The organism is Pantoea sp. SO10, from assembly GCF_005281435.1.
Classification (GTDB): domain Bacteria; phylum Pseudomonadota; class Gammaproteobacteria; order Enterobacterales; family Enterobacteriaceae; genus Pantoea; species Pantoea leporis.
In genome coordinates this window covers 1,597,368-1,617,951 of record NZ_CP040095.1, presented here as the reverse complement: position 1 = coordinate 1,617,951, position 20,584 = coordinate 1,597,368, and the positions used below count along the sequence as shown (strand labels likewise).

Annotated in this window: 21 protein-coding genes; 15 read left to right on the top strand and 6 right to left on the bottom strand. The window is 53.1% G+C overall.

The genetic code is table 11. The features are described from left to right. Positions 1 to 227 precede the first annotated feature (227 nt). From mdtH to FCN45_RS07445, 10 genes are all read left to right on the top strand, one after another. Positions 228 to 1,430, top strand: a complete 1,203-nt coding sequence (gene mdtH / locus FCN45_RS07490; protein ID WP_101760857.1) for a multidrug efflux MFS transporter MdtH — start codon at positions 228 to 230, stop codon at positions 1,428 to 1,430. Between the two features lie 91 nt (positions 1,431 to 1,521). Further along, positions 1,522 to 2,169, top strand: a complete 648-nt coding sequence (gene grxB, locus FCN45_RS07485) for a glutaredoxin 2 (RefSeq protein ID WP_137385549.1) — start codon at positions 1,522 to 1,524, stop codon at positions 2,167 to 2,169. Between the two features lie 111 nt (positions 2,170 to 2,280). Continuing rightward, positions 2,281 to 2,844: a lipoprotein gene (locus tag FCN45_RS07480; RefSeq protein ID WP_137385548.1), complete on the top strand. Its 564-nt coding sequence runs from the start codon at positions 2,281 to 2,283 to the stop codon at positions 2,842 to 2,844. A 135-nt stretch (positions 2,845 to 2,979) separates the two neighbouring features. After that, positions 2,980 to 4,026, top strand: a complete 1,047-nt coding sequence (gene pyrC, locus FCN45_RS07475) for a dihydroorotase (protein WP_137385547.1) — start codon at positions 2,980 to 2,982, stop codon at positions 4,024 to 4,026. 68 nt (positions 4,027 to 4,094) lie between these two features. Further along, positions 4,095 to 4,340, top strand: coding sequence for a DNA damage-inducible protein I (dinI, locus tag FCN45_RS07470; protein WP_101760861.1), 246 nt, complete (start codon positions 4,095 to 4,097; stop codon positions 4,338 to 4,340). Between the two features lie 143 nt (positions 4,341 to 4,483). Next, positions 4,484 to 4,753 carry a hypothetical protein gene (locus FCN45_RS07465; protein WP_101760862.1) on the top strand — a complete coding sequence of 90 codons (270 nt, stop codon included), beginning with the start codon at positions 4,484 to 4,486 and terminating at the stop codon, positions 4,751 to 4,753. Positions 4,754 to 5,031: 278 nt separating this feature from the next. Continuing rightward, positions 5,032 to 5,286: a biofilm formation regulator BssS gene (gene bssS, locus FCN45_RS07460; RefSeq protein ID WP_008103119.1), complete on the top strand. Its 255-nt coding sequence runs from the start codon at positions 5,032 to 5,034 to the stop codon at positions 5,284 to 5,286. Between the two features lie 106 nt (positions 5,287 to 5,392). Beyond that, on the top strand, positions 5,393 to 6,508 hold the full coding sequence (gene solA / locus FCN45_RS07455) for an N-methyl-L-tryptophan oxidase (RefSeq protein ID WP_137385546.1): 1,116 nt from the start codon (positions 5,393 to 5,395) through the stop codon (positions 6,506 to 6,508). A 292-nt stretch (positions 6,509 to 6,800) separates the two neighbouring features. Further along, complete coding sequence (locus tag FCN45_RS07450; RefSeq protein ID WP_110865908.1) at positions 6,801 to 7,373, top strand: cytochrome b; 573 nt, start codon at positions 6,801 to 6,803, stop codon at positions 7,371 to 7,373. Between the two features lies 1 nt (position 7,374). After that, the gene (locus tag FCN45_RS07445) at positions 7,375 to 7,950 is read left to right on the top strand and encodes a YceI family protein (RefSeq protein WP_101760864.1); all 576 of its coding nucleotides are present in this window, start codon (positions 7,375 to 7,377) and stop codon (positions 7,948 to 7,950) included. A 44-nt stretch (positions 7,951 to 7,994) separates the two neighbouring features. Here the strand turns inward: FCN45_RS07445 and FCN45_RS07440 are convergent, their stop codons facing one another. Further along, positions 7,995 to 9,050, bottom strand: coding sequence for a rhodanese-related sulfurtransferase (locus tag FCN45_RS07440; protein ID WP_101760865.1), 1,056 nt, complete (start codon positions 9,048 to 9,050; stop codon positions 7,995 to 7,997). Between the two features lie 267 nt (positions 9,051 to 9,317). Here FCN45_RS07440 and FCN45_RS07435 point away from each other — a divergent pair, with 267 nt between their 5' ends. The 3 genes from FCN45_RS07435 (at position 9,318) to FCN45_RS07425 (ending at position 11,581) form a co-directional block, all read left to right on the top strand. After that, a complete protein-coding gene (locus tag FCN45_RS07435; protein WP_101760866.1) occupies positions 9,318 to 10,241 on the top strand; it encodes a Kdo(2)-lipid IV(A) acyltransferase in 924 nt (307 codons plus the stop codon). Positions 10,242 to 10,799: 558 nt separating this feature from the next. After that, a complete protein-coding gene (locus FCN45_RS23875; RefSeq protein ID WP_008103132.1) occupies positions 10,800 to 11,066 on the top strand; it encodes a hypothetical protein in 267 nt (88 codons plus the stop codon). A 119-nt stretch (positions 11,067 to 11,185) separates the two neighbouring features. Continuing rightward, complete coding sequence (locus tag FCN45_RS07425) at positions 11,186 to 11,581, top strand: MysB family protein (protein ID WP_101760867.1); 396 nt, start codon at positions 11,186 to 11,188, stop codon at positions 11,579 to 11,581. 6 nt (positions 11,582 to 11,587) lie between these two features. Here FCN45_RS07425 and FCN45_RS07420 read toward each other — a convergent pair whose 3' ends face one another. The 3 genes from FCN45_RS07420 to FCN45_RS07410 all read right to left on the bottom strand — a co-directional run bounded on the left by FCN45_RS07420 (position 11,588) and on the right by FCN45_RS07410 (position 16,040). Next, complete coding sequence (locus FCN45_RS07420; RefSeq protein ID WP_110865906.1) at positions 11,588 to 11,827, bottom strand: YceK/YidQ family lipoprotein; 240 nt, start codon at positions 11,825 to 11,827, stop codon at positions 11,588 to 11,590. Between the two features lie 135 nt (positions 11,828 to 11,962). Beyond that, complete coding sequence (mdoH, locus tag FCN45_RS07415; RefSeq protein ID WP_101760869.1) at positions 11,963 to 14,512, bottom strand: glucans biosynthesis glucosyltransferase MdoH; 2,550 nt, start codon at positions 14,510 to 14,512, stop codon at positions 11,963 to 11,965. Then, positions 14,505 to 16,040: a glucan biosynthesis protein G gene (locus FCN45_RS07410; RefSeq protein ID WP_206098190.1), complete on the bottom strand. Its 1,536-nt coding sequence runs from the start codon at positions 16,038 to 16,040 to the stop codon at positions 14,505 to 14,507. The genes mdoH and FCN45_RS07410 overlap by 8 nt, the downstream gene beginning before the upstream one ends. Before the next feature lie 278 nt (positions 16,041 to 16,318). On the opposite strand from FCN45_RS07410, the gene mdoC reads away from it, so the two are divergent. Beyond that, complete coding sequence (gene mdoC, locus FCN45_RS07405) at positions 16,319 to 17,443, top strand: glucans biosynthesis protein MdoC (protein ID WP_101760871.1); 1,125 nt, start codon at positions 16,319 to 16,321, stop codon at positions 17,441 to 17,443. Positions 17,444 to 17,473: 30 nt separating this feature from the next. On the opposite strand, the gene FCN45_RS07400 is transcribed toward mdoC, so the two are convergent. Beyond that, the gene (locus FCN45_RS07400; RefSeq protein ID WP_137385545.1) at positions 17,474 to 18,937 is read right to left on the bottom strand and encodes a phosphatidylserine/phosphatidylglycerophosphate/cardiolipin synthase family protein; all 1,464 of its coding nucleotides are present in this window, start codon (positions 18,935 to 18,937) and stop codon (positions 17,474 to 17,476) included. A 160-nt stretch (positions 18,938 to 19,097) separates the two neighbouring features. Between FCN45_RS07400 and FCN45_RS07395 the strand changes: the two genes are divergently transcribed. After that, positions 19,098 to 20,246, top strand: a complete 1,149-nt coding sequence (locus tag FCN45_RS07395; protein ID WP_101760873.1) for a beta-glucosidase — start codon at positions 19,098 to 19,100, stop codon at positions 20,244 to 20,246. On the opposite strand, the gene FCN45_RS23605 is transcribed toward FCN45_RS07395, so the two are convergent. Continuing rightward, complete coding sequence (locus tag FCN45_RS23605) at positions 20,243 to 20,416, bottom strand: hypothetical protein (RefSeq protein WP_167391168.1); 174 nt, start codon at positions 20,414 to 20,416, stop codon at positions 20,243 to 20,245. The two genes, FCN45_RS07395 and FCN45_RS23605, sit on opposite strands and share 4 nt — an antisense overlap. Positions 20,417 to 20,584: the final 168 nt, after the last annotated feature.

The following is a 20,584-nucleotide window of genomic DNA, read 5'->3' as shown; positions in this document are numbered from 1 at the left end:
TAACTTAAGAAAGATGTACGCCAGCGGCGATACTTCTCACTATAACCGTCACCCCGCTTGCGGTAAAACCCTTGAACGCGTTCCTCAGGATTCATCCTGATTTAGGATTAATATTTCTGTGGAATCGATGAAAAAATATCATCCTGAGAAAGCTGTTTTTCGCCGCTGAGCAGGCGGAAAATAGACCAATTGGTCTCTTATCTCCTCTCATTTGCTCAGGAATTAGCATGTCTCGGGTTGCGCGGGCACGACGCCTCGGTAAAACATTTCTTTTAGTGGATAACATGCTGGTTGTGATGGGCTTTTTCGTGGTGTTTCCCCTCATTTCCATCCATTTTGTCGAACAGCTGGGCTGGGCCGCGTTGATGGTCGGTATTGCGCTTGGCTTGCGCCAGTTCGTCCAGCAGGGATTCGGCATCTTCGGCGGTGCGATTGCCGACCGTTTTGGCGCGCGTCCGCTGATCGTCACCGGCATGCTGATGCGCGCGGCGGGTTTTGCCTGCATGGCGCTGGCGCATGAACCCTGGCTGTTGTGGTTTGCCTGTTTGCTTTCCGGCCTTGGCGGCACGCTGTTTGATCCGCCACGCAGCGCGCTGGTGATGAAACTGGTGCGCGCACGCGATCGCGGCCGCTTCTTCTCCCTGCTGATGATGCAGGACAGCGCCGGTGCGGTGCTGGGCGCGCTGATTGGTAGCTGGCTGCTGGCGTGGGATTTCCGTCTGGTGTGCTGGGTTGGCGCGGCGGTGTTTGTCACTGCTGCGCTGTTTAACGCCGTTTGGTTACCGGCGTGGCGCATCTCAACCGAACGCATTGCGATGCGTGAAGGGATGCAACGCGTCTGGCAGGACAAGCGTTTTCGCCTGTACGTGCTGACTTTGACCGGCTACTACATTCTCGCCGTGCAGGTGATGTTGATGCTGCCAGTGATGGTGAATCAGGTGGCCGGGGCGCCTGCTGCGGTGAAGTGGATGTACGCGATTGAAGCGCTGCTGTCATTAAGCCTGCTCTATCCGCTGGCGCGCTGGAGCGAAAAACGCTTCCGCCTCGAAACGCGTTTGATGGCCGGCTTGTTCCTGATGACGTTCAGCCTGTTGCCGGTTGGCATGACCGATTCGCTGCCGTCGCTATTTATGCTGATCGCCCTCTTTTATCTGGGCTCAATCATCGCGGAACCGGCGCGAGAAACGCTCAGCGCTTCGCTGGCCAGTTCGCGTGCGCGCGGCAGCTATATGGGCTTCAGCCGACTCGGCCTCGCGATTGGCGGTTTGATCGGCTACTCCGGCGGCGGCTGGATGTTCGATATGGGCCAGCAATGGGCGCTGCCGGAACTGCCGTGGATGCTGCTGAGCAGCGTTGGCATGATCACCCTTTTGGCGCTTTGGTGGCAGTTCCAGCCGCGTTCGGTGGCACCAGCGATTTTCAGCAGCTAATTTGCCCCCCCCCAAAGATCTCTTCCATACTTCCCGCACGTCCGGAAAAAAGGGTGGCCTCCGTCACCCTTAGAACCACAGGAGAAACGGGATGAAACTCTACATCTACGATCACTGCCCTTTCTGCGTCAAAGCACGCATGATTTTCGGCTTAAAAAATCTGCCGTTAGAACTCATCGTTATGCTGAATGACGACGAGCAAACGCCGAAAAAATTGATCGGCCAGAAAATGGCGCCGATTCTGCAACAGGCCGATGGCAGCGCTGTACCGGAAAGTATGGATATTGTGCGCCTGGTTGATAAATACGACCACCAACCGCTGCTTAATGGCAAAAGCAATCCTGCGATCAGCGACTGGCTGCGCCACGTGAATAGCTACGTCAATAAGCTGCTGCTGCCGCGCATCGCCGATGCCTCCTTCGCCGAATTCGCCACGCCGGAAGCGCGTAGCTATTTCAGCGAGAAGAAGCAGGCCAGCGTGGGCGATTTCAGCGAGTTGCGTAAACACGCGCCGGGCTTAATCAAAAACATCAGCGATGATCTGCGTCAGCTCGACAAGCTGATCGTCAAACCCAATGCGGTAAATGGCGAACTGTCGGAAGATGATATTCATCTTTTCCCGCTGCTGCGCTCCTTAACGCTGGTCAACGGCATTGAATGGCCAAGTCGCGTTGCCGATTATCGCGACAACATGGCGAAACAGACCCAGGTTAATCTGCTCTCCTCCATCGCCGCATAATCTTCATCCCTGAGAGGCGCTGCGGCGCTTCTCATCTCTCTCCTGGTGACACATGCCGCTGATTCAGGCAGGCTATCGCTGTTTTGCCGTTTCGATCAGGATGAGGACAATATGAAAATGGCGTTTACCGGGCTTTTCGCTCTGCTTTTTGCCGTGCTACTCAGCGGCTGTAACCAATTGACGCAATACACCATCAGCGAACAGGAAGTGAATCAGGCGCTGCAAAAGCGCAATAACTTCGAAAAAGATATCGGCGTTTCCGGGCTGGTGAATGCGCACATTGTGCTGAGCGATCTCAACAGTCAGATTGGCCGTGAAGAACCCGGCAAAATAACGCTCTCGGGTAAAGCCAATATCAATGTCAGCTCGCTGTTTGGTCCGCAGCAGGCCGAAATGCTGCTGAAGATGAAGGCGCAGCCGGTTTACAACGCACAGGAAGGCGCGATTTATCTGCATGACATGGAGATTGTCGATGCGCAGGTGCAGCCAGAGAAAATGGCGTCGATTATGAAAACCCTCACGCCGTATCTCAATGAGTCGCTGAAGCGCTACTTTAATGAGAGACCTGCTTATGTGCTGAGTGCAGACCGCAGCAAAGGCGAAGCGCTGGCGAAGAAACTTGCTAAAGGAATTGAAGTGAAACCGGGACAATTGGTGATTCCGTTTACTGATTAATCCGCGCAACCGCACCTTCCGGTGCGGTTTTTGTTTGTCACAATAAAATCCCGTGCAAACGGTTGCCCACATCCTTATGATTACTCCCCGGCCTAAACGTGCCTCTCGTTTTCTTCTCAGCCGGAGTCTTTTTGAATGACAGCCCAACCTCAGCACATTACCATCCGCCGCCCTGACGACTGGCACATCCATCTGCGCGATGGCGCGATGCTCAACGCCGTACTGCCTTATACCAGCGCAGTAAATGGTCGTGCGATTGTCATGCCAAACCTGGTTCCACCGGTTATCAGCGTGGCCGCTGCCGTGGCGTATCGCGAGCGCATCATGGCTGCGTTACCTGCTGAGCATGCTTTTACTCCGCTGATGACCTGCTATCTCACCGATTCACTTGATCCCGATGAGATCGAGCGCGGCTTCCTTGACGGCACTTTTACCGCCGCCAAACTCTATCCTGCGCACGCCACCACCAACTCCAGCCACGGCGTGACCAACATCGCCGCCATCGCTAAGGTGCTGGATCGCATGCAGCAGATCGGCATGCCAATGCTGGTGCACGGCGAAGTGACCGATTCTCACATCGATATTTTTGATCGCGAAGCGCGCTTTATTGAAACCGTGTTGGAACCGCTGCGTAAACAGTTCCCGGCGCTGAAAGTGGTGATGGAGCACATCACCACGAAAGAAGCGGCGGAGTATCTGGCAGCCGGTAATGATCTGCTGGGCGCCACCATTACGCCACAGCACCTGATGTTCAACCGTAACCACATGCTGGTGGGCGGCGTGCGTCCGCATCTTTACTGCCTGCCGATTCTGAAGCGCAATATCCATCAGGAAGCGCTGCGCAAGCTGGTCGCCAGCGGGAATCGTCGCGTATTCCTCGGTACCGATACCGCGCCACATCTGCGTCACCTCAAGGAAGCCAGCTGTGGCTGCGCCGGCGTGTTCAATGCGCCGACCTCATTGCCGGCGTACGCCACCGTGTTTGAGGAGCTGAATGCGCTGGATCATTTCGAAGCCTTCTGCTCGGAGAACGGCGCGAACTTCTACGGTCTGCCGCTGAATGAAGGCACGCTGACGCTGGTGCGAGAATCCTGGCAGGTTGAAGAGAGCATTGCGCTGGCGGATGACACGCTGGTGCCTTTCCTTGCTGGTGAAACGCTGAACTGGCGCATCAAAGAATAATGATCTGCTGCTTGCCTTCGGGAAATTTATACTGTACAAATAAACAGTATATTATCCCGGAGGCTTCTATGCGTGTTGAAATTACCGTAGCAAAAACTTCGCCCCTTCCTGCGGGTGCACTGGATGCACTCAGCGTCGAACTGGTTCGTCGCATTACGCAGGATTTCCCCGACGACGATCATCACGTCAAAGTGCGTTATGCCGGCGGCAACCAACTCAGCGTGTTTGGTGGCTGTAAAGAGTCTCGCGAACGCATCAGCGAACTGTTACAAGAAACCTGGGAAAGCGCTGACGACTGGTTTAATAACGATTAACTGCCACTGTGCCGTTTTTGCCGGGTATCGCTATCCGGCTTTTTTGTTTTTATTTCCCTCTCGCCAGAAAAACTTCCTGCATCTAGACTCATGTTAAACGATCCCCTATTCTTGCCTCGTCATGCTTACAGGAGGTGTTTTACATGACTACTGAAAAACCAGAAGAGGCGATGACCTTCGGAGAATTGCTGGCATTTATTGCTGAGCAACAACGCCGCTTAACCGTATTAGAAAATGCGTTTGCCACCTTGACCTTCTGTCTCGACGATCGCGCCAATCAGTTGCTGGTCCACAACCTGACGCTGGAAGCGCAAAACCAGAACCATGACGAGCAGTTACAGCAGCATTTTACCCGGCTGGCGGAAGAGATTCAGAAACGTCACGGCCTGCTGCCGGTCGAGCCACACTCATAAAAGTGCCCCCTTTTTCGGCCTAAAGTTTTCCCTTATAAAAGCCGATAACTTCGTCATTGTTGCCAGTAATAATTCCAATAAAATGCCTGACGCTGCGGGCATTTTATTATTCGATTAAACGGCAATGTTAACCGCGTTTATTTTTACTCTGTTTAGGTTCGTCATACCTTTTAACTATTGTACCCGCTATTTCATGTTATAATTGTTTCGCTAGTGCACGATACAGCCGCATTGAACCTCAAGAAGCACTTCGTTTAACGAGTAATACGGAGGTTATAATGGACAGAAATAAAGACGTCATCCAGACTCATCCGTTGGTAGGATGGGACATCAGCACCGTAGACAGTTATGACGCCATGATGATTCGCCTGCACTCGCTCTCCTCGCAGGGGCAGAAAGAAGAAGAAGCTGACGTGGGTCCGACCTACTGGCTGACTACCGACGTAGCCAGACAGTTCATCTCTCTACTCGAAGCTGGCATTGCAAAAATAGAGTCTACCGAGCAGTACCTACGCGACAATCAAAAGCATTAATTTCTACTATCGCGTGAAAGGGCACCCAACAGGGTGCCTTTTTCATGGGCGCTCTCTTTTGATATGCTGTTGAAAAATTTCGCTGTTTTGCTGGAGTGATGTCGTTATGGTTTATGATCTGATTGTGGTGGGAAGCGGTTCGGTCGGCGCAGCAGCCGGGTTTTACGCCACGCAGGCTGGCTTATCGGTGCTGATGATTGATAGCGCCCATCCGCCGCACAGCCAGGGCACACATCATGGGGAAACCCGCCTGATTCGCCATGCGTATGGTGAAGGTGAACGCTACGTGCCGCTGGTGCTACGCGCACAGAAACTCTGGGATGAGCTGGAACGCCAGAGCGGCGAGCGCATCATGCATCGCAGCGGCATCCTCAACTTAGCGCCCATCACCTCCTCCTTTATTCAAAATGTTATCGATAGCGCGAAAGCGTGGCAGCTGGATGTGAAAATCCTGCAAGCCGATGAAGTGCGCGCGCGCTGGCCGCAGTTCACAGTGCCGGATGGCTACATCGGCGTGTACGAACCCAACTCCGGCTTCCTCAAATGTGAGCAAGCGGTGCGCAGCTGGGTGCAGCTGGCGGAACAGGCCGGTTGCGCGCAGCTGTTTAACTGTCCGGTGACAGAGATAGGTCGTGACGGCGATCTGCAGCAAGTCACCACCAGCGATGGCATTTTCCGCGCGCGTAAACTGTTGGTCAGCGCCGGTACCTGGGTGAGCCAGTTGGTCGCCGATCTGCCGGTTGCGCCCGTGCGCAAAGTTTTCGCCTGGTATCAGGCAGATGGTCGCTACAGCGAGAACAATAAATTCCCCGGCTTTACCGTGGAGATGAGCGATGGCAGCCACTTTTACGGCTTCCCGGCGGATAACAACGCGCTGAAAGTGGGACGTCACGATGGCGGACAGCTGATGCAAACGCCGGCTGATCGCAAACCTTTTGGTAGCATCGCGGTAGACGGCAACGAATCATTTAACTTCCTGCGTAAATTCCTGCCGGGCGTGGGCGTCTGTTTGCATGGCGAAGCCTGCAGCTACGACAATACGCCGGACGAAGATTTCATTATCGATACGCTACCGGGCGAACCTAATCGTCTGATCATCACCGGCTTAAGCGGACACGGTTTCAAATTCGCCAGCGTGCTGGGTGAACTTGCCAGTGAATTTGCGCAGAACAAACCGTTCTCTTTCGATATTGCGCCTTTCTCGCTCGCGCGATTTAACTAAACCATACTTGCCGGTACTAATCCTGTGCCGGCGAAATTGACACAAACTGACAGTTAATTACCTATATCAACATTCAGTGCAGCGCTATGCCGCATTTGGTGTAGTGAATATGCAATACTTCGCAATAAGCCCCGCCTTTTAAGCTATCCCTTCAATTATTCTGACTGAGTTTTAATTAAATCCTCATTTATTCCGAAGATGATTTTCAACTTTATAGAAAAGTAAGGTTAATTGATCTTTCATTGCAAAATGTAGATGCTCATTACCACTTATTTCATTCCAGGTGATTTTAATGTGGCGTAATTCCACACAGCATTTCGGCGCTGTCTCGATTTTATTGCATTGGCTTATGGCGCTGGTTATTTATGGCATGTTCGCGCTGGGTTTGTGGATGGTCGGATTGGGCTATTACGATGGCTGGTATCACGATGCGCCCGAAATTCATAAAGGCATCGGCATTCTGCTGTTCGCTGCGCTGCTGCTGCGCCTCGGCTGGCGTTTTATTTCACCGCCGCCCAAACCGTTGGCGAGTTATTCGCCCGCCGTACGACGCAGCGCTACCGCCGCGCACTGGCTGTTATACGGCTTACTGTTGGTGCTGCTGTTCACCGGTTATCTCATCTCCACCGCCGATGGCAAACCGATCTCAGTATTTGGCTGGTTCGCGGTTCCCGCCCTGTTCAGCGGTGCCGCGCAACAAGCGGATCTGGCGGGTGACATTCATCTTTGGCTGGCGTGGGGTTTGGTGCTGATCTCAGCACTGCACGCGCTGGCAGCCCTGAAACACCATTTTATCGACCGTGATGTGACACTGAAAAGGATGTTGGGTTACCGCATCCCGTTAATCTCTGAAAAGGAAAAGTAACATGCTAAAGAAGACATTATTGGCAGTAGCAGCGGCCGGATTATTGAGCGCCAGCCTGACGGCCAGCGCGGCTGATTACAAATTTGATAAGGAAGGCCAGCACGCGTTTGTGCAGTTCCGCATTCAGCACCTGGGCTACAGCTGGTTGTACGGCACCTTTAAAGACTTTGATGGCAGCTTCACGTTTGATGAAGCCAATCCTGCGGCAGATAAAGTCAACGTGACCATCAACACCAACAGCCTCGATACCAACCATGCTGAGCGTGATAAACACCTGCGCAGCGCGGATTTCCTCAACACCGGTAAGTTCCCGCAGGCAACCTTTGCTTCTACCGCCGTGAAGAAAGAGGGTAAAGATTACAAGATCACCGGTGACCTGACGCTGAATGGCGTGACCAAGCCCGTCACGCTGGATGCAAAATTGATCGGTGAAGGCAAAGATCCGTGGGGCGGCTACCGTGCAGGATTTGAAGCCAGCGGTGAGATCGTGCTGAAAGAGTTCAACATCAGCAAAGATCTTGGCCCGGCATCGCAGAAAGCTGAACTGATTATTTCGGTGGAAGGCGTGCGTAAGTAAACGAAATACAGCCTGAAGTCCGCAGACCTCAGGCTGTTTGTCGCTTATTTTTTATCTGGCGCCGGAATCGCCATCGTCATGTTCAGCAAACCACGTGATTTGTTGAACACTTTGTTGCCATTTTCTCGTCCCGCACGGCGTGCGCGCTGCTCCTCTGGCGACAACGTTGACTCTTCCATGCAGATTGGGCTGCAGCAGTTGTTGTACTTTTCAGCGCAGCTTGGGCACTGAATAAACAGCAAATGACAGCCATCATTGATGCAGTTGGTGTGGCTATCGCAAGGCGTGCCGCACTGATGACAGCTGGAAAGAATATCGTCGGAAATACGCTCGCCCATGCGCTCGTCAAAGACAAAGTTTTTGCCCTTGAAACGCACCGGTAAGCCCTGTTCGCGCGCCCGGCGGGTGTATTCAATAATCCCGCCTTCGATGTGATAAACATCTTTGAAGCCGTTGTGCTTCATCCAGGCGCTGGCCTTTTCACAACGAATGCCACCGGTACAGTACATGACAATCTTTTTGTCTTTCTGATCCTGCAGCATATCAACGGCCATCGGCAGTTGATCGCGGAAGGTATCGGCCGGCACTTCCATGGCGTTATCGAAGCGCCCCACTTCATATTCGTAGTGGTTACGCATATCCACAAACAGCGCATCCGGATCGTCGAGCATCGCATTAACGTCCGCGGCTTTCAGGTAAGCACCCACATCGCTGGCATCAAAGCTATTGTCTTCAATCCCATCCGCTACAATGCGTTCACGCACTTTCAGGCGCAGCACCCAAAAAGATTTACCGTCATCATCCAGCGCTATGTTCATGCGCAAGTTATTTAGCGCCGCATCAAAGGCATACAAAGCGGCCTTCATCTTTTCGTAGCGGCTGGCGGGCACACTGATTTGTGCGTTGATGCCTTCGTGCGCAACATAGACGCGACCAAACACCTTGAGTTTGGTTAACTCAACGTAGAGGGCATCACGGAAGGCTTTAGGATCGGCAATCTGGAAGTATTTATAAAAAGAGACTGTGGTACGTGGTTCGGTTTCCGCCAACATACGTTCCTTCAGCTCTTTATTGGAAACAAGGTTATGTAACACTGGCATGGTGTTCGTCCTGTTAGCAATCAGAGAAATTTAGCGCGCGTATGATACCCGAATTCTGCCTGATACAAAAATTTTGGTTTGATAAGCCTGCCGGCTGAAATTACACACGCATTTGTGCGCCACAATTGCGTTTTCGTGCGCATCCCTGCTGTAGGAAAGCCGTCCTCGGTCTATGCTTGATTTCAGCCAGAATGAAAAAATGGCATAATGACAAAAAATTACAGAAACCGGACTCTCTGGCATAAGACGCAGGATACTGACATTTCCATGACTCAACTTCCCCAACTCACCCGTGAACTCTTCTATCCACGCTATTGGCTGACCTGGCTCGGCATTGGCTTTCTTTATCTGCTGGTGCTGTTGCCCTATCCGGTACTGCATGCAATTGGCTGCGGATTGGGTCGCGTTGCCATGCGCTTTATGAAGCGGCGCGTTGAAGTGGCGCAGCGTAATCTTGAAGTGTGCTTCCCCACTATGCCGACCAATGAACGTGACGCGATGGTAAAGCACAACTTCGAATCGGTTGGCATGGGGCTGATTGAAACCGGGATGGCGTGGTTCTGGCCGGACTGGCGTATTCGTAAATGGGTCACCACCAGCGGGCTGGAGCACGTGACTAACGCGCTGGCAGAGAAGCGCGGCATATTATTAATTGGTATGCACTTTCTGACTCTGGAGTTGGGAGCGCGGGTATTTGGTATGCACAACCCAGGCATTGGCGTGTATCGTCCCAACGACAACAAGTTGATCGACTGGCTGCAAACCTGGGGCCGGATGCGCTCTAATAAAAGCATGCTGGACCGCAAAGATCTGAAAGGCATGATTCGCGCCATGAAGAACAACGACATTATCTGGTATGCACCGGATCATGATTATGGCCCGCGCAGCAGCGTGTTTGCGCCATTCTTCGCGGTTCAGGATGCGGCGACCACCACCGGCACCCATATGCTGATTCGTCTGGCAAACCCAAGCGTGGTGCCGTTCCTGGCGCGACGTCTGCCGAACGCGCGCGGCTATGAGCTGAAAATGATGCCAGATATCCGCGACAAATTTACGCTGGAATCTGAACTTGATACCGCTGTGGTGATGAATAAAGTGGTGGAAGAGACGGTGCTGCTGGCTCCAGAGCAATACATGTGGCTGCATCGCCGCTTTAAAACGCGTCCGCAAGGCGAACCATCGGTTTATTAATATTGGTCGGGGCACCCTGTGTGCTCCGCTGTTTATATGCACTAATTTGCCTTTTGGTGCGATCACATGCGGTAATTTATTAGTGAGCCGTGCCAGCCTGAACTTAGGCTGATAGTTGGCTTAGCGCCGCATTTAATCAGACATCACTTTTCATCAGCACGCAATGTTGACGTAAAATTAACCTTTCCTTGCGCCATAGCAGCCAAATTCTGCGTTGATGCAGGATTACCGGAATTGTCAGTCATTAATATTTATTCACCAAAGTTTAGCGTTTCGGACCTGATTTCTACGACTTCCAGGGCTATTCCTATTTAATATTGCTAAATCCTTCGGCATCACTTATCAATGAAGAAAAATTAACTTACTAAACAAGGTATTGTCTGATTAAAAAACCCCATATTCCTTTTCGTTAAAATAATCGCTTCGCTTATAACTTTATGGAATTGGTTCGTAAAATCGAATCCAGTTAATTTCGATTACAGCACTTAGCTTCACCCGTTCACTTTTAAAAAATATAAAAAGATTACACACAGCAAATATATCTCAGGACAATATAATATGAATAAAGGTATCTACTACTACGTGACGATCAGTACCGATCAGGAAGGTTATCATCTTCTGCATCGGAAAGAGTGCAAACGCTTACCCGTAAAGGAGGACATGGTATTTATTGGCACTCTATATAATTTAAATCAGGCATTATCAACCGCGCGTATTAATTTTAAAAAGGTTAAGCCCTGTATTAAATGTTGTATTCGTTACTCTGCTCCAATTATTCACGAATCAGTACGCCCGGTATTGCATTTCCCGCAGAAAATAGCCTGACCGGTTGGGCGGTTGAATTTCACGCAACCGCCCAACTGATATTTCCTCTCTGCCCTGCACTTCACGATTTTTCGTCTATCCTTCTGTGAAATACCTTTTTTACAGACATGGAGTTGATGATGAGCCTGTTTACCACCCTTGAAGAAGCCATTGAAGCCGCTCGTGAAGAGTTTCTCGCCAGCCAACCAGAGATCGCTGAAGAAGATGCCAGCGTGAGTCAGTTCGCCCTGCAGAAGTACGTGATGCAGGATGGCGACATTATGTGGCAGGCCGAATTTTTCGCGGAAGAGGACGGTCAGGGTGAATGCCTGCCGATCTCCAGCGGAGACGCCGCACAAGCCATCTTTGATGGCGATTTTGATGAAGTCGAACTGCGTCAGGAGTGGCAGGCGGAAAATACGCTGCACGAATGGGATGACGGCGAGTTCCAGCTGGAACCACCGCGTGACCTTGAAGAGGGCGAAGCGGCGGCACAAGAGTGGGAAGACGACAACAGCCCTTCTGACAATCTGTAATAACGTTTATTCGTACGGACCGTGACTGGCATCCACGGGCAGTAACAGCGTGTCCATCACCAGCGACAGCGGCAAATCGATAATGGTTAGCACACGCCACGGTCCGTCACGAACGTCCCACTGCACGCCGGGATAATATTGGTTGCCGTGACCTTGTCCAGGAAAGGTGCGGCTGATGATACTGCCACAACCGGTGAGCAGAAGAATGGCGGCGCTAAGCGCGGTTATTTTCAGGAAATAATTCACAACATTTACTCACAATGAACTGGCGTTAGTTTAACCATCTCGCAGGGACGATGACCACTCCTTAATACGTAAAGATTGCGACATATTTCTGGCGAAAAAAAAGCGGCATCTCTGCCGCTTTTTACTTTCTCATCCTCAGCGCTGTGGCAGCGCCTCTGGATTGAGCTTCAGCTTCTGATAGCTTTCCACCCACTGATGATATTTGTCCGCGCTTTCCCACAGGCGTGAGTGCACACGAGCCAGCACCACCGGATCGCTAATCAGCTGCAAACGCTGCTCGCGATTCAGTTTCTCTGGCGCATCGCTCAGTGCCTGATCGACACGACGGTCACGCGCATGATCCAGTAAATCGCTCTGCTTATGACGCGATGTTGCCATCGCCGTCGCCAGCGCGTTAAACGCCGGGTTAAACAGTGCATGCATAAAGCCATTTTTCAGCGCGCGTTGACGATTGATCTGCAGATAGTGATCGGTATCAACCAGCTCTTTAGGTGGCTCATACTCTTCCGGAATCAGGAACAGTTTGGCGTTCTTACTCTTCTGCCCTACCGTTGCACGGCTCGACATCACCGACACAAACGGCGACAGGATCAGCGAGACGACGATCGGCGACAGCCACCACAGGAAGTTCAGATCGAGGAAGCCCATACCGCCCGCCCACACCAGACCCAACAGCATCTGTGAACCATGACGACGGAAAGCTTCGCTCCACGGCGTCGCATCATCATCACGCTGCGGCGAGTTCCACACCACTTCCCAGCCAAGGAACGCGCTGACCACAAACACGGTGTGGAACAGCATGCGCACCGGCGCGAGCAGCACTGAGAACAGCATCTCCAGAATCAGCGAGAAGAACAAGCGGATGGCGCCACCATAAGGTTTCGCTCCCTTGAACCAAATCAGCACCACGCTCAACAGTTTCGGCAGGAACAGCAGCACCAGCGTAGTTGAGAACAAGGCTATCGCCAAGTCGGGACGCCACTGCGGCCACACCGGGAACAGCTGGCGTGGTTGCAGGAAGTAGGTCGGTTCCATCAGCGTGTGAACCACCTGCAAGGCAGTAGAAAGCGCGAGGAACATGAACCACAACGGCGCAGAGAGATAGGACATTACGCCCGTCAGGAACACCGCACGGTGAACCGGATGCATCCCTTTTACCAGGAACAGACGGAAGTTCATCAGGTTACCGTGGCACCAGCGACGGTCACGCTTCAGCTCATCCAACAGGTTCGGCGGCAGTTCTTCATAGGAGCCTGGCAAATCGTAGGCGATCCACACACCCCAACCGGCACGACGCATCAGCGCGGCTTCAACGAAGTCATGCGACAGGATCGAACCCGCGAAGGAACCTTCACCCGGCAGCGGTGCCAGCGCACAGTGCTCGATAAACGGTTGCACACGAATGATGGCGTTATGGCCCCAATAGTGTGATTCACCCAACTGCCAGAAGTGCAAACCAGCGGTGAACAGCGGACCGTACACACGGGTAGCAAACTGCTGGCAACGCGCATACAGCGTATCCATGCCTGACGCTTTCGGCGAAGACTGGATAATACCGGCGTTCGGGTTAGCATCCATCATGCGCACTAAACCGGTAAGACACTCACCGCTCATTACGCTGTCGGCGTCCAGCACCACCATGTAGCTGTAGTTGCTGCCCCAGCGACGGCAGAAGTCATCGATGTTGCCGCTTTTACGCTTCACACGACGACGACGACGACGATAGAAGATCTTGCCGGCGCCACCGACATCACGCACCAGCTCCATCCAGGCTTTTTGCTCGGCGATGGCAATATCGGCATCGTAGCTGTCGCTCAGAATGTAGACGTCGAAGTGTTCGGCATTGCCAGTTCGTTTGACCGATTCCCAGGTCGCACGCAGGCCAGCAAACACGCGTTCTACATCTTCATTACAGATCGGCATGATCAGCGCAGTACGGTGTTCTGGATTCAGTGGCTCATCGCCGGTTGTCGAATACGAAATACTGTATTTATCGCGACCGATCAGCAGCTGCAGGAAGCCCATCAGCGCAGTCCAGAAACCGGCAGAAACCCAGCAGAACAGGATGGCGAACAGGAACAGAATCCCAGTCTGCAGGATGTACGGCAGGATCAGCTCAACCGACTGCAGCCAGTTCTGGTTGAACATCTCGATAGGATCGATCAGCGTCCAGCCCTGATACGGCAGAATGGTTTTCATGTACCAGGTTGCCACCACGGTCTGCAGAATCGTCAGAATCAGCAGTACGTAACGACGCATGGAGCCAACGTGGCGCCACTTGTCCTCGTTTTTCTGCTCTTCAACGGTGGCATAGCGTGGAGTGGATTTCTGGCCGCGCAGGGAATCCCAGGCGCGCGCAATCGGGTTGGTGCGCCAAATCTCCGGGAACATCAGCGAACGCTTCACTTTCGGCATCGCCTTCAGTGTGGTGCGATCAAGATAATCCTTGCTGAGCTGCTGACCATCCGCCAGTGAGTCCGGCCAGGCCATTTGCACACGGGATGACACCGATTTCAGCGGTGCATCATCCGGGCGCTCGCTGGCGGCGTTATCTTGCCCCAGCGACGTATGAATAGCGTGGAACGCCTGCGCATTTTGCAGCGAATCGCTGAGACGGGCGCGCCCTGCCGCATCAAGCGGCAGAGCCTCCACGTAAGATTGAGGTAGAAATATCGATTTATTCATTGGCAGGTAGCTGATAGCTCCAGGTTTCCGTCAATGTCTTGTCGCCGCTCACCAGCGCCGCACGCATCTCAGTCGGCTGCTTGTTATCTTTCACTCGCAGACGCAACACCAGACGCCAGCCTTTGGTCACCGGGTTGTAGCGCACACTCTGCTCAACCACGTCAGCGTTGTTACCCACGCTCACCTGCGGCGCCACTTGCGTATCTTCCGGCAGCTTGCTCATCGCTTTGCCAACGAAATCAATGGTGAAGGCGATAGAACCATCCGGCTGACGCACCAGATTCGACTGCTTCACATCACCGGCAGAGCGCAGCGTGTCTTTTACCCAGGCGATATCGTCTGTGTGCAGCTGATTCTCGTCACGGGTGAAGTGCAGACGATACTGGAAGTTCATCTCTTTGCCCGGCTCTGGCAGTTTTTCCGGCGTCCAGAACGCAACGATGTTGTCGTTGGTTTCATCGGCAGTTGGAATCTCTACCAATTCAACGCGGCCTTTACCCCAATCACCCTGCGGCTCAACCCAGCCACTAGGGCGCAGGTCGTAGCGATCGTCGAGATCCTGGAAACGGCTGAAATCACGCGTGCGCTGCAGCAGACCAAAACCTTTCGGGTTCTCAACGGTAAAAGTGCTAACCGCCAGATGTTTCGGGTTATTCAGCGGACGCCAAATCCACTCACCGTTACCGGCATGAATCGAAAGACCATTTGAATCGTGCAGCTCAGAACGGAAGTTGGTCACTGGCGAAGGCTGGTTTGCACCAAACAGGAACATGCTGGTCAGTGGCGCCACGCCCAGTTTGCCGACGTTATCACGCAGATAAACTTTGGATTGCACATCAACCGTCGATTCTTTGCCCGGTTTGATGATGAAACGATAGGCACCGGACGCGCGTGGGGAATCCAGCAGCGCATAGATCACCAGCTGTTTGTCCTGCGGTTTTGGACGCTCAATCCAGAACTCTTTAAAGCGCGGGAACTCTTCGCCCGACGGCAAGGCGGTATCAATCGCCAGTCCACGTGCCGAAAGACCGTACACCTGGCCCTCGCCAATCACACGGAAATAGCTGGCGCCGAGGAAGCTGGTGATCTCGTCGTCTTTGCCCTTTTTATTCAGAGGATACAACACCTTAAACCCAGCAAAGCCGAGGTTTTTGACTGCATCAGCATCGTGTTTTACGTTGCCGAAATTGAAGTAGTCAGGGTTATATTTAATTTCACGTACTGAAGACGCCGTCACTTCATTGATTTTCACCGGCGTATCGAAATACATGCCCTGATGATAGAACTCAAGCTTAAACGGCGTGCGCAGTTTGCCCCAATAAGCTTTGTCGTGGTTAAACTGGATCTGCTGATAGTCAGCAAACTTCATTTCACGAAACTGAGAGGGTAAATTGCTTTTTGGCGCTTCGAAACTTTTCCCTGCCAACGCCTTGGCTTGTTTTGCAACATCATCAATGTTAAACGCCCAACTATTGTTGGCATACATAGCCAGCAGAACTGCCGCGCCTACCCAGCGCATCTTTACCAGTCCCACTTTATTATTCACATTATTCAGCACATCCCCCCCTTTCGTGTGCTTAGATCAAACCCGATTATCTTAAAGGATTATTCGGTTTTCCGACAGCGTATGTAATAGATTGTTCCGCTGATTTGTAAGCTGAAAATGTGCTTTTAGGATAATTAAACCCCGCAAAATCACATACAGATTCACCTGATAGTATACCCTGTTTACAGCCGGTAGAATTTTCCTTCGGCATAATCCGGTTTCAGGGCGAAACCGGCAAGTAAACTGACTATTGGAAGATTATGAGTTCAGCTAAACCCGAACGTGAATATTTCCTCGATTCGATTCGCGCGTATTTAATGTTATTGGGCGTGCCTTTTCACGTCTCCCTGATTTACTCCACGCAGAAATGGGCCGTGAACAGCCATGACGCCTCAATGTGGTTGACGGTGCTGAACGACTTTATTCACGCCTTCCGCATGCAGGTGTTCTTTGTTATTTCAGGCTATTTTTCCTACATGCTCTACTTACGCTACCAGCCGCAGCGCTGGTTGAAAGTGCGTCTGGAGCGTGTCGGCATCCCGATGTTGACTGCCGTGCCGCTGATTACCTTGCCGCAGTTTTTCATCACCAAAAATCTCACCGATAAAATCGGCGACTGGAACAGTTTCTCGCTGTACGACAAGTACAACACGCTGGCGTGGGAGCTGATATCTCATCTGTGGTTTTTATTGGTACTGGTGATTCTGACCACGTTCGGTATGGTGGCTTTTCGCTGGCTGAATAAGCAGCAGCGCAGCATCGATTATCAGCAAATTGGCTGGGGTAAATTGACGCTTGCACTACTGACTTATGCCTTAATTTGGTGTGCGTTCCGCCGCGTGCTGTTTTATTTCGTTCCGGCCGTGTTTGCCGATGGCCTGTTCAGCATTGCCGTGATGCAAACGCTGATGTTCCTGCCGTTCTTTATGCTGGGTGCGTTGAGCTGGAAGCATCAGGCGCTGAAAGCGTTGTTTGTGCGCTTTAATCCGGTGATGTGCTTTGGCGCTATCGCAGTATTCATCGCCTATAGCCTGAATCAGCGTTACAGCAGCGGTGAAGGTTGGCTGTATGAAATCGATATGATCATTTCGACGCTGATGGGGTTGTGCATGCTAAACGTCTGTTTTAGCTTCGGCCATAAGCTGCTGAACAGCCATTCGCCGCGCATCATGTATCTGGTGAATGCCTCGCTGTTTATCTATCTGGTACACCATCCGCTGACCATTTTGTACGGCATCTACATCACCCCGCACATCGGCAACAACACGCTCGGCTTCTTCGTCGGCTTACTGATGGTATTTGGCGTGGCGTTTACACTGTATGAAATCCATCTGCGCATTCCGCTGCTGCGCTTCCTGTTCTCCGGTAAGCCGCAACGCAAATGAAAAAAGGCCCACTTAGCGGGCCCTTTTTATCTAAAGCAACCACTCAACCGGCAAGCGCCACACCAGTCGCACCAGCAAGCGCTGCAGCAGCGTGCATTGCGGTTCATGTTTGTGCACCACTTCGCCCTGCTCGTTAGCAAACTCGACCCAATTGACGCGTCCCCACTTATCCAGACGTAGCGACCAGGCGCGATCGCGCATCCCGGCAATAAAGCGCTGATGCGTTTGCCGCGCCAGGGTTTCACTCTCAATTACCAAACCCATTTCGGTGTTCAGCATGGCGGAACGCGGATCGAAATTGAACGAGCCGATAAATACTTTGCGATTGTCCACGGTGAAGGTTTTGGCATGCAAACTGGAACCTGAATTACCGGTGATACCACGATCGTGTGGCGCGGTTTGCGGATTGTCCTGCGGCTTCAGTTCATACAGCGCGATGCCGTGGCGCAGCAGTTTTTTGCGCCAGCGCGCATAACCGGCGTGCACCACCGTGACGTCATTGGCCGCCAGCGAATTGGTAAGGATGGCAATCTTCACCCCGCGACGCTTCAATGCCAGCAGCTGCGCCACGCCAGATCGCGTCGGGACAAAATAGGCCGAGATAATATCGAACTGCTGCTGCGGCGTGCCGATGACCTCTAGCATGCGCTGCGGCAGTAGACTGCGGCGTTTTGCTTTGCCGAGCCCTTTACGCGGATCATCACTCAGCAGGCGCGATTCCGCCCACGTCATCTCCAGCTCGCCCTGCTCCATCTGGCTAATAAACGACGAGTGCTCCAACCGTGCCAGATAGCGCTCTACCGCTTCACTCTGCTGCCACTCTTGTGGCAAGCGCACCGCCTGATGCGCATCGCCGCTCACATCAACCACCTTGCGCAGCGGCGATACCGCTTTACTGCGCCAGTAGCGTTCGAAATCCTGCGTCACTTCGTCGACCACCGGACCAATCGCCAGGACATCGAGATCGGTAAACAGCGGTTCATCGCCGGTGCCAAAATATTCGTCGCCGATATTGCGCCCGCCCACCAGCGTCGCCGCGCCATCCACTGTCAGGCTCTTATTGTGCATACGTCGATTGAGGCGGGAAAAATCGGTGAGATAACCGAGCGCGCGCAGCGTGCGGAACGAGAACGGATTAAACAGGCGCACCGCGATATTGGCGTGGCGATCGAGTTCCGCCAGCGTCTCATCCAAACCCGGCGTGTTGTTGTCATCCAGCAGCAATCGCACTTTCACCCCGCGCTCGGCGGCGTCCAGCAGCGCGCTGAACAGCAAGCGGCCGGACATGTCGTTGTGCCAAATGTAGTACTGCACATCAATGGTGTGCTGCGCCATGCTCATCAACTGATAGCGCGCAGCAAAAGCGTCCAATCCATCGTTAAGCGGATGGATGCCGCTCATGCCCGGATGTCGTGCGCAACGCGCCTCAACACTCGGTTTCAGCCGGTTGCCCGAATGTTCTTCAGGCGGCAAAGAGGTTGCTGCTTCACTCATAGTGAATCCCTGAAAGCTGTGGACCTGTTATTGTTGGTATCAATGCGCTAAGAAGCAATCGGAGGCTTCCTTTTCTGCCCAATGGCGCACCGTCAATTTAGTCTAGACTTAGCCAGGCGTTCTGCATTCTGCATCCGGCGCTCAATGTGAGGAGAGGATTATGACTCAGCAATCCCTGCGCCATCACCCTCAGCTGTTCCGCAGTTTCTTTCAGGGCAGTTTTCCCTGTTCAACCGCCCGGCGCGCAGGCGGGCGTCGGCTCGATATGGTGATCAGCAGCGGCCACGACATGCTGCTGGAGAAAGATTATGCCGCACTGGCGCAGGAAGGTTTGCACACCGCGCGCGATGGCGCTCGCTGGCATCTGATTGAAGCCGTGCCCAATGAATATGACTGGCGCACCTTTCTGCCGATGGTGCACGCCGCGGCGCGTCACGATATGCAGATTATCTGGGAGCTGGCGCATTTTGGCTATCCCGATCACCTGGATATCTGGAAAGCCAGCTTTATCGATCACTTTGAACGCTTCGCCCGCGCCATGGCGCAACTGATGCGCGATGAAGGCATCGAAAAGCCCTTTTTTACGCCGATCAATCAGATCTCATTCTGGTCGTGGGCCGGCGCGGATGTTTCCTGGCTCGATCCCTACGCCAGCGATCGCGGTCGTGAGCTGAAGCGCCAATTAGTGCGCGCCTCGCTGGCGGCGATGCACGCCATTCGCGAGGTTTATCCCGATGCCCGCTTTGTGCTGACCGACCCGCTAGTGCAGGTGGCGACCGATCCCGATAATCCTGACAGCAAACCTTACGCTGACGCGCAGCATCAGGCGCAGTTTGAAGCCTGGGATTGGATTGGCGGACGCGATGCGCCGGAACTGGGTGGCCGCGCGGATTTCCTCGATATTCTGGGTCTTAATTACTATCCCGACAATCACTGGTTTTTCTCAGGCGAAACCATGCCAATCGACCATCCGACGCGCCAACCGCTGCACCGTTTGTTAATGCAGTGCTGGCAACGTTATCAGCGCCCGATGATTCTGGCCGAAACCGGAGCCGAAGGTGATGCGCGCGCACCCTGGCTGCGGCAGATCAGTGAAGAAGCGCGTCTGGCGCTGGATCACGGCGTGGCGCTGGAAGGGATTTCGCTCTATCCGGTGGTGGAGTATCCGGCGTGGGCCGACGATCGGCGTTCACCGGGCGCGCTGTTTGGCCTCGGCGATCCCAATGGCAATCGTACCCTGCATGAGGCGCTGGCGCTGGAGTTGCGCAGTCAACAGATTAAGTGGCAGAACTGGCAGACAAAAAGCTAAGACTGTTGCGTAGTGGCGGGTTTTTGCGGGCAGGTTTGCACATCGAGTGAAGGATCCGCGGGGTGACGCACGTCGGTGAGCCAGGTCATGGTGAAGAGAAACACCACGCCAATTAAACAGGCGGAGAGCAGGCCAATTATGGCGATCAGTTTGTCATCGCTGGATTCCATCGACATCTCCTTGCAGGCTTCCTTTTCCCGGTGCTGACCTTAACTCATCCACAGCGTAATCATCAGGACGAAGATTATAAGCGTAACCGAAGTGACTGCAAGCACCACAATGGCGAAGAGCGCGTCGTCGAGCGGCTGCCGATAAGGTTCGTCGTGGTCGTCTGGTGG

What these genes read in the sequence shown, in the direction of transcription:
- mdoC (WP_101760871.1), top strand. Translation starts at nt 16,319, where the DNA reads ATGAGTTCAGCTAAACCCGAACGTGAATATTTCCTCGATTCGATTCGC.
- pyrC (WP_137385547.1), top strand. Translation starts at nt 2,980, where the DNA reads ATGACAGCCCAACCTCAGCACATTACCATCCGCCGCCCTGACGACTGG.
- FCN45_RS07435 (WP_101760866.1), top strand. Translation starts at nt 9,318, where the DNA reads ATGACTCAACTTCCCCAACTCACCCGTGAACTCTTCTATCCACGCTAT.
- FCN45_RS07395 (WP_101760873.1), top strand. Translation starts at nt 19,098, where the DNA reads ATGACTCAGCAATCCCTGCGCCATCACCCTCAGCTGTTCCGCAGTTTC.
- FCN45_RS07400 (WP_137385545.1), bottom strand. Translation starts at nt 18,937, where the DNA reads ATGAGTGAAGCAGCAACCTCTTTGCCGCCTGAAGAACATTCGGGCAAC.
- FCN45_RS07450 (WP_110865908.1), top strand. Translation starts at nt 6,801, where the DNA reads ATGTGGCGTAATTCCACACAGCATTTCGGCGCTGTCTCGATTTTATTG.
- mdtH (WP_101760857.1), top strand. Translation starts at nt 228, where the DNA reads ATGTCTCGGGTTGCGCGGGCACGACGCCTCGGTAAAACATTTCTTTTA.
- FCN45_RS07480 (WP_137385548.1), top strand. Translation starts at nt 2,281, where the DNA reads ATGAAAATGGCGTTTACCGGGCTTTTCGCTCTGCTTTTTGCCGTGCTA.
- FCN45_RS23875 (WP_008103132.1), top strand. Translation starts at nt 10,800, where the DNA reads ATGAATAAAGGTATCTACTACTACGTGACGATCAGTACCGATCAGGAA.
- solA (WP_137385546.1), top strand. Translation starts at nt 5,393, where the DNA reads ATGGTTTATGATCTGATTGTGGTGGGAAGCGGTTCGGTCGGCGCAGCA.
- grxB (WP_137385549.1), top strand. Translation starts at nt 1,522, where the DNA reads ATGAAACTCTACATCTACGATCACTGCCCTTTCTGCGTCAAAGCACGC.
- dinI (WP_101760861.1), top strand. Translation starts at nt 4,095, where the DNA reads ATGCGTGTTGAAATTACCGTAGCAAAAACTTCGCCCCTTCCTGCGGGT.
- FCN45_RS07425 (WP_101760867.1), top strand. Translation starts at nt 11,186, where the DNA reads ATGAGCCTGTTTACCACCCTTGAAGAAGCCATTGAAGCCGCTCGTGAA.
- FCN45_RS07445 (WP_101760864.1), top strand. Translation starts at nt 7,375, where the DNA reads ATGCTAAAGAAGACATTATTGGCAGTAGCAGCGGCCGGATTATTGAGC.
- bssS (WP_008103119.1), top strand. Translation starts at nt 5,032, where the DNA reads ATGGACAGAAATAAAGACGTCATCCAGACTCATCCGTTGGTAGGATGG.
- FCN45_RS07465 (WP_101760862.1), top strand. Translation starts at nt 4,484, where the DNA reads ATGACTACTGAAAAACCAGAAGAGGCGATGACCTTCGGAGAATTGCTG.
- mdoH (WP_101760869.1), bottom strand. Translation starts at nt 14,512, where the DNA reads ATGAATAAATCGATATTTCTACCTCAATCTTACGTGGAGGCTCTGCCG.
- FCN45_RS07440 (WP_101760865.1), bottom strand. Translation starts at nt 9,050, where the DNA reads ATGCCAGTGTTACATAACCTTGTTTCCAATAAAGAGCTGAAGGAACGT.
- FCN45_RS23605 (WP_167391168.1), bottom strand. Translation starts at nt 20,416, where the DNA reads ATGGAATCCAGCGATGACAAACTGATCGCCATAATTGGCCTGCTCTCC.